Source organism: Serratia sp. PL7, assembly GCF_945957435.1.
Map to the genome: position 1 here is coordinate 1 of NZ_CAMFLB010000062.1, position 6,760 is coordinate 6,760.

Sequence of the window (6,760 nt, forward strand, 5' to 3'; positions counted from 1 at the left end):
GACACAATGCGAAAATGCGAAGAAGTTACTGGTTCTCCTCGCGTGCAAACAGGCGCGGGATCTCACGCAGGAACCAGGATTTAGCCTCGCCCATGCTGTCGCGCCGCCAGGCCATGATGATGTCCGCCTCACGGCTATATTCCGGCCCTACCACGCGCAAGCGCCCCTGCTCGATATCCTTCTCCACCATCTGATAAGGCATAGTGGCAACCCCCAGCCCCGCCAGCAAGGCGCGGCGCTTATCTTCGATGGTGCTCACCGTCAGGCGCTGCTGTTTATCCAGCAATTGTACCGTCAAGACTGGCCGCTCCCGCGCAGTATCTGCCACTGCAATACCACGGTATTTCACCCGAGTCAGCTCCGACAGCGGCTCCGGCTCCAGATGGATCGGATGTTCCGGTGCAGCAACGTACACGCTCATCACCTTATACAGCTTGCGGGTGTTGATTTCAGAAGAGGCGCGAAAGTGCATATCCGGCGCAATAACGATATCGGCCCGCCCTTGCTCCAGCCGCTCCCATGCCCCGGCCAGCACTTCTGTAAAGATCGAAACCTGGGTATTGGCCTTCAACGCCAGCTTATCGACCAAGGGGAACAGCTTATAGGCAGGGGATAGCGCTTCGCTGACGATGGTGAGATGGGTTTCCCACCCTCGTGCCAATGCCTCTGCATCGGTCGTCAGCTTGTCTGCCGCCTCGAGCAGTACGCGGCCACGCTCAAGCAGCATACGCCCAACATTGGTAAATTTGGTGCGATGCCCGGAGCGGTCAAACAGCACCACATCCAGTTCTTCTTCCAATTTTTGCATGGTGTAGCTGAGCGCCGAAGGCACTCGCCCCAGCTCATCGGCAGCGGCGGCAAAGCTGCCACGGCGGTCGATCGCATCCATAACCCTAAGCGCTTCAAGCGTTAACGCCCGATCTCTGGCCATCGAAACTCTCTATCAGGAAATTTGAATATACCGACCAGATTAACTGGCTAACAATCCGCCGTCCAGATGCTTACCATCAAGAGAATGAATTTAGAGAGCCGATTGCCATGATCACATGCAGAACAGCACAACAATGCGGGCAAGCTGACTTTGGTTGGCTGCAGGCTCGTTATACCTTTTCCTTTGGCCACTACTTCGATCCCAAGCTGATGGGCTATGCGTCGCTGCGGGTACTGAATCAAGAGGTATTAGCACCGGGTGCCGCCTTCCAGCCACGCACCTATCCCAACGTAGATATACTGAATCTGATCCTGCAGGGTGAAGCCGAATACCGGGACAGCGACGGCAATACCGTACGCGCAGCGGCAGGAGAAGCGTTATTGCTGGCTACGCAACCGGGGCTTAGCTATAGCGAACAGAACGTCAGCAGCAGCACGCCACTGACCCGGATGCAACTGTGGCTGGATGCCTGCCCGGAACGTAGCAATGAGCGTGTACAGCGTTTGAGCCTGCCAGATCAGCCCTATACGCTACTGGCCTCACCGGATGGTGCCCAAGGCAGCCTGCAACTGCGCCAACAGGTCTGGATACATCATTTGAACTTACCGGCGGGAGCACAGCAGACGCTTACTCTGCATGGGCCACGTGCCTACCTGCAATCGATCCACGGTACCGTTGAGGTCAATGGCAACCATCACCAGAGCCAGCGCCTGACCTGTGGAGATGGTGCGTTTATCCGCGAGGAAAACCGCCTCACCATCCAGGCCGAAGCGCCGCTACGTGCGCTGCTGATTGATTTACCGGTATAGATAAAGAAAAACCCCGCGCGACTCTCGTCACGCGGGGTTATCTGTATAGAGGGAGTTGACCGGTAAGCCGGGTTCTGTCGTGGACAGTCATTCCTCTAGGCCAGCAATCGCTCACTGGCTCAAGCAGCCTACCCGGGTTCAGTACGGGCCGTACCATGTGAACCCCTATTTGGCCTTGCTCCGGGTGGAGTTTACCGTGCCACGGACTGTTGCCAGCCGCGCGGTGCGCTCTTACCGCACCCTTTCACCCTTACCTGATCCCGCTTGCGCGGGCCATCGGCGGTTTGCTCTCTGTTGCACTAGTCGTAGGCTTGCGCCTCCCAGGCGTTACCTGGCACCCTGCCCTATGGAGCCCGGACTTTCCTCCCCTCCATCTGTCTCCCCCGAAGAGGACGGCAATGAAGCGGCGACTGTCTGGTCAACTCCGGCGCGGATAGTAGCGTTGCAGCGCCTGTAGGTCAACCGCTTTACTGTTCCTGCTGCTCCAGCGCATGTTTATACAGCGCATTTTTCTTCACGCCGTGGATCTCTGCGGTTAACGCCGCCGCCTTTTTCAACGGCAGCTCTTTTTGCAGCAGAGCCAGGGTACGCAGCGCTTCGAGCGGCAAATCGTCTTCCTGTGCCTTGTGGCCTTCCACAATCAGCACCATCTCCCCACGGCGGCGCATCTCATCTTCCAGCACCCAGGCCAGCAGTTCCCCCACCGGGGCTCCGTGGATAGACTCCCAGGTTTTGGTCAGTTCGCGCGCCAGCACCACATAGCGCTGCGGCCCCCACACGGTGACCATGTCCTGCAAACTTTCCAGCAAACGGTGGGTAGATTCGTAGAAAATCAGCGTTCGCGGTTCCTCTGCCAGCGCCAGCAGGGTATCCTTACGGCCTTTGGTTTTGGCTGGCAGGAAGCCTTCGTAGCAGAAACGATCGGAAGCCACACCGGCGGCACACAACGCGGTGGTGGCAGCACAGGCGCCCGGCAGCGGCACGACGCGGATCCCCGCTTCACGGCAACGGCGCACCAGGTGATAACCCGGATCGTTAATCAGTGGCGTGCCTGCGTCACTCACCAGTGCTATGCTTTGGCCTTCCTGCAGTTTTGCCAGCAGTTGGTCCGCCTTCTGCTGTTCGTTATGGTCGTGCAGCGCAAACAACCGCGCGCTAATAGCAAAGTGTTGCAGCAGCAACCCGGTATGGCGCGTATCTTCCGCCGCAATCAGATCGACGCTTTTCAGTACCTCTATGGCCCGATGAGTCATATCCCCCAGGTTGCCGATGGGGGTGGGCACCACGTACAGTGTCGAGGCAGAAATAGCTGATTGTTGGTGTTGATTCATTGTTTCATCCGGGTTGCCGATTTAATATTGAGCATCTTGAAAAAAACATCACTGGATACAGTATGCTTTCCTCAACATTCCTTCGTACCAAAGCAGGGCGATTAGTACCTGTTGTACTGGCAGCCTTGCTGTTAGCGGGTTGTCCAAGTCGGGTTCCACAAACTCCGCCCTCAAATATCCAGGACGAAGCCAGTGCCAACTCTGATTACTATCTGCAGCAGTTGCAGCAAAGCAGCGATGATAACAAGGCTGACTGGCAATTACTTGCGATTCGCGCATTAACTCGCGAAGGCAAACTGCCACAGGCCAACGAGCAACTGAGCACCTTGCCGCAAAACCTGACGAGTACACAACAGCTTGAGCGCCAGCTATTGAGCGCAGAACTGCAGGTGGCCAACAAGAATTTGAGCGCAGCCCGCGACGCGCTGAATAACATCGACAGCAGCGCGCTGTCACCGAATCAGCGGGTTCGCCTGTATCAGGCGCAGATCGCGGCAAATCAGGGCCAAGCCTCACTGCCACTGATCCGCGCCTATATTGCCCAGGAGCCGTTACTAAGCGGCCAGGCTCATCAGGATAACCTGGATAAAACCTGGCAAACGCTGCTTGGCCTGAAACCGGCCGACATGAACAGCCTGGTGATTAACGCCAACGAAAACGTGCTGCAAGGTTGGCTGGATCTGTTACGAGTCTATCAGGACAACCGTCAGGATCCCGATCTGCTGAAGGCCGGGATCAAAGACTGGCAGAACCGCTATCCACAGAACCCGGCGGCGAAAAGCCTGCCAACGCAGTTGAATCAGGTGCTGAATTTCACCCAGGCTTCAACTTCGCATATCGCCCTGCTGCTGCCGCTAAACGGCCAGGCCAAGGTGTTTGCCGATGCGATCCAGCAGGGCTTTAACGCAGCGCAAAGTGGCATAACGCTCGCCGCGCCGGTTCAGGCACCGCAACCAACCACTAATCCAGACCAGACAGTGGCAGCTACGCCAGACAATGCCAACGGTGCCGTAAGTACTTCAGACCCTGCGTCGGATGCAACTCAGGTAGCCGCAGTACAACCTGCTACCCCTGCTCCGGTACCCGTCACTCCAGCCCCGGCAACCGGCGGGCAGGTGAAAGTCTACGACACCACCAGCCAGCCTCTGCCAGCATTGTTGGCCCAAGCACAGCAGGATGGTGCAACCCTGATCGTGGGCCCGCTGTTGAAGGCCGAAGTCGATCAACTCGCCACCACTTCAACGACGTTGAACGTGCTGGCACTCAACCAGCCTGAGCAGCCAAAGGACAGCCCGAATATCTGTTACTTCGCCCTGTCACCGGAGGATGAAGCCCGCGACGCCGCCCGCCATATCTGGGAACAGCAAAAACGCCAGCCGTTACTGCTGCTGCCACGCGGCGCGTTTGGCGATCGCATTGCCAAAGCCTTCACCGAAGAGTGGCAGAAACTCGGTGGCCAGACGGTGCTGCAACAAGGGATCGGTTCTGCCGGTGAGCTACGTCAGATGGTCAACAGCGGTGGGATCCGCATGAGCGGCACCCCGGTGGCCTCACAGGCTCCAGCGCAGCAGTCGGTGACTATCGCTGGCCTGACTATTCCAGCGCCACCAAGCGATATCCCGGCCTCTACAGGCGGCGGCGTAGACTCGGTGTATATCGTCGCCACGCAAGACCAGTTGACGCTGATCAAGCCGATGATCGACATGACCACCAGCTCTCGTAGCAAACCAGCCATGTTTGCCAGCTCGCGCAGCTATCAGGCCGGCGCTGGCCCGGACTTCCGTCTGGAAATGGAAGGCCTGCAATTCAGTGATATTCCTCTGCTGGCAGGGGCCAATCCACAGTTGCAGCAGCAAGCCACCGCCAAATTCCGCAACGACTATTCCCTGGTGCGTCTCTACGCCATGGGGATGGATGCCTGGACATTGGCCAACCACTTTGCTCAAATGCGCCAGTTGCCAGGATTCCAGGTTTCAGGCACCACGGGTGTACTGACATCGTCACCTAACTGTGTGATCACCAGGAAACTGACTTGGCTGCAATACCGCCAGGGCTCGGTCGTTCCGGTCTCCTGAGTCAACGCGCCAAGGGAGCGGGCTATGAGATCCAGGCCCGCCAATACCTGGAGCGCGCCGGGCTTACCTTCACCGCCGCCAACGTGGCGGTACGTGGGGGTGAGCTCGATCTCATCATGCGTGATGGTCAAACCTGGGTGTTCGTCGAAGTCCGCTACCGCCGCAACGCCGCCTTTGGTGACGCAGCGGCCAGCGTGACTTACCGCAAGCAACGGCGATTGCTGCATGCCGCCGCCGTTTGGCTGGCAGGGCGAGGAGCCAGTTTTGACACATCATCTTGCCGTTTTGATGTTTTAGCCATTACCGGTAGCCAGTTAGAATGGATACCCAATGCCTTCAATGCGGATTAAACCCTGTTGACCGGTGTATGCCGGCCCTTTGACCTAGTGGATTAAAACAACGTGCTGGATAGAATCAAAGTCTGTTTTACCGAGAGTATCCAAACCCAGATTGCGGCGGCGGAAGCCTTACCTGACGCGATATCCCGTGCCGCGATGACCCTGGTTCAATCGTTATTGAACGGCAACAAGATCCTGTGCTGTGGCAACGGCACCTCGGCGGCTAACGCTCAGCATTTTGCTGCCTGCATGATCAACCGCTTTGAAACCGAACGCCCTAGCCTGCCCGCGATCGCGCTAAACGCCGATAACGTGGTGCTGACCGCCATCGGCAACGATCGTTTGCATGATGAAATGTATGCCAAACAGGTGCGAGCACTCGGCCACACCGGTGACGTGCTGCTGGCGATTTCCACCCGCGGCAATAGCCGTGATATTGTGAAAGCGGTCGAAGCTGCGGTAACGCGTGATATGACCATTGTTGCGCTTACCGGCTACGATGGCGGAGAGCTGGCGGGTTTACTTGGCCAGCAGGATGTGGAGATACGTATCCCCTCTCACCGCAGTGCACGCATTCAGGAGATGCATATGCTTACCGTCAATTGCCTATGCGACCTGATTGATAACACATTGTTCCCCCACCAGGACGATTAGAGGAACCGAGATGAAGCTAAGAGCCACATTTGCAGTGCTGTTCAGCGCCCTACTGCTGCAGGGTTGCGTCGCGGGCGTTGTCGTTGGCAGCGCCGCGGTTGCCACCAAAACGGCGACCGATCCACGCACCGTAGGCACACAGGTCGATGACGGCACGTTGGAAGCCCGGGTCGAAAATGCCATCAGCAAAGATCAGCAACTGAAGAAAGAAGCCCGTGTCGTAGCCACCGCCTATCAGGGCAAAGTGCTGCTGACCGGCCAGGCTCCTACCACCGAGCTCGCCAGCCGGGCGAAGCAGATCGCACTTGGCGTCGATGGTGCCGTTGAGGTGTATAACGAGATCCGCCAGGGCACGCCGGTCAGTCTGGGTACCGCCTCTTCCGATACCTGGATCACCACCAAGGTACGTTCGCAGATCCTCACCAGCGATACCGTCAAATCCTCGAACGTGAAGGTCACAACCGAGAATGGCGAAGTGTTCTTGTTAGGTTTGGTGACACAGCAGGAAGGCCAGTCTGCGGCGCAGATTGCCAGCCAGGTTAGCGGCGTGAAGCACGTGACAACGGCGTTTACCTACGTTAAATAATCTCGCGAACCGGGATGAGATCGGCGTTGTCAGCTG

At 57.6% G+C, this 6,760-nt stretch carries 7 protein-coding genes and 1 other RNA gene; 5 read left to right on the plus strand and 3 right to left on the minus strand.

The genetic code is table 11. From position 1 onward, the window contains the following. Positions 1–25: 25 nt before the first annotated feature. Positions 26–931 (minus strand): LysR family transcriptional regulator, encoded by a 906-nt coding sequence (locus N6G83_RS53690; protein ID WP_021180661.1) that lies wholly within the window; start codon positions 929–931, stop codon positions 26–28. A 107-nt stretch (positions 932–1,038) separates the two neighbouring features. On the opposite strand from N6G83_RS53690, the gene N6G83_RS53695 reads away from it, so the two are divergent. Further along, on the plus strand, positions 1,039–1,740 hold the full coding sequence (locus tag N6G83_RS53695; protein WP_211136841.1) for a pirin family protein: 702 nt from the start codon (positions 1,039–1,041) through the stop codon (positions 1,738–1,740). Between the two features lie 47 nt (positions 1,741–1,787). Here the strand turns inward: N6G83_RS53695 and rnpB are convergent. After that, positions 1,788–2,166, minus strand: an RNA gene (gene rnpB, locus N6G83_RS53700) — RNase P RNA component class A. Positions 2,167–2,207: 41 nt separating this feature from the next. Next, on the minus strand, positions 2,208–3,071 hold the full coding sequence (gene rsmI / locus N6G83_RS53705; RefSeq protein ID WP_021180663.1) for a 16S rRNA (cytidine(1402)-2'-O)-methyltransferase: 864 nt from the start codon (positions 3,069–3,071) through the stop codon (positions 2,208–2,210). A 62-nt stretch (positions 3,072–3,133) separates the two neighbouring features. On the opposite strand from rsmI, the gene N6G83_RS53710 reads away from it, so the two are divergent. The 4 genes from N6G83_RS53710 to dolP are packed head-to-tail and all read left to right on the plus strand — an operon-like array spanning position 3,134 to position 6,724. After that, entirely contained in the window at positions 3,134–5,146 is a 2,013-nt protein-coding gene (locus tag N6G83_RS53710; protein WP_211136840.1) for a penicillin-binding protein activator, read from the plus strand. After that, on the plus strand, positions 5,143–5,496 hold the full coding sequence (locus tag N6G83_RS53715) for a YraN family protein (RefSeq protein WP_024528160.1): 354 nt from the start codon (positions 5,143–5,145) through the stop codon (positions 5,494–5,496). Before N6G83_RS53710 ends, N6G83_RS53715 begins: the two co-directional genes overlap by 4 nt. A gap of 51 nt (positions 5,497–5,547) precedes the next feature. Next, positions 5,548–6,138, plus strand: coding sequence for a DnaA initiator-associating protein DiaA (diaA, locus tag N6G83_RS53720; protein ID WP_021806942.1), 591 nt, complete (start codon positions 5,548–5,550; stop codon positions 6,136–6,138). A 10-nt stretch (positions 6,139–6,148) separates the two neighbouring features. Next, a complete protein-coding gene (gene dolP, locus N6G83_RS53725) occupies positions 6,149–6,724 on the plus strand; it encodes a division/outer membrane stress-associated lipid-binding lipoprotein (protein ID WP_024528159.1) in 576 nt (191 codons plus the stop codon). The last annotated feature ends 36 nt before the right edge of the window (positions 6,725–6,760 follow it).

Excerpts from the sequence above, each read along its gene's own strand:
- N6G83_RS53690 (WP_021180661.1), bottom strand. The coding sequence starts at position 931 with ATGGCCAGAGATCGGGCGTTAACGCTTGAAGCGCTTAGGGTTATGGAT.
- N6G83_RS53695 (WP_211136841.1), top strand. The coding sequence starts at position 1,039 with ATGATCACATGCAGAACAGCACAACAATGCGGGCAAGCTGACTTTGGT.
- rsmI (WP_021180663.1), bottom strand. The coding sequence starts at position 3,071 with ATGAATCAACACCAACAATCAGCTATTTCTGCCTCGACACTGTACGTG.
- N6G83_RS53710 (WP_211136840.1), top strand. The coding sequence starts at position 3,134 with ATGCTTTCCTCAACATTCCTTCGTACCAAAGCAGGGCGATTAGTACCT.
- dolP (WP_024528159.1), top strand. The coding sequence starts at position 6,149 with ATGAAGCTAAGAGCCACATTTGCAGTGCTGTTCAGCGCCCTACTGCTG.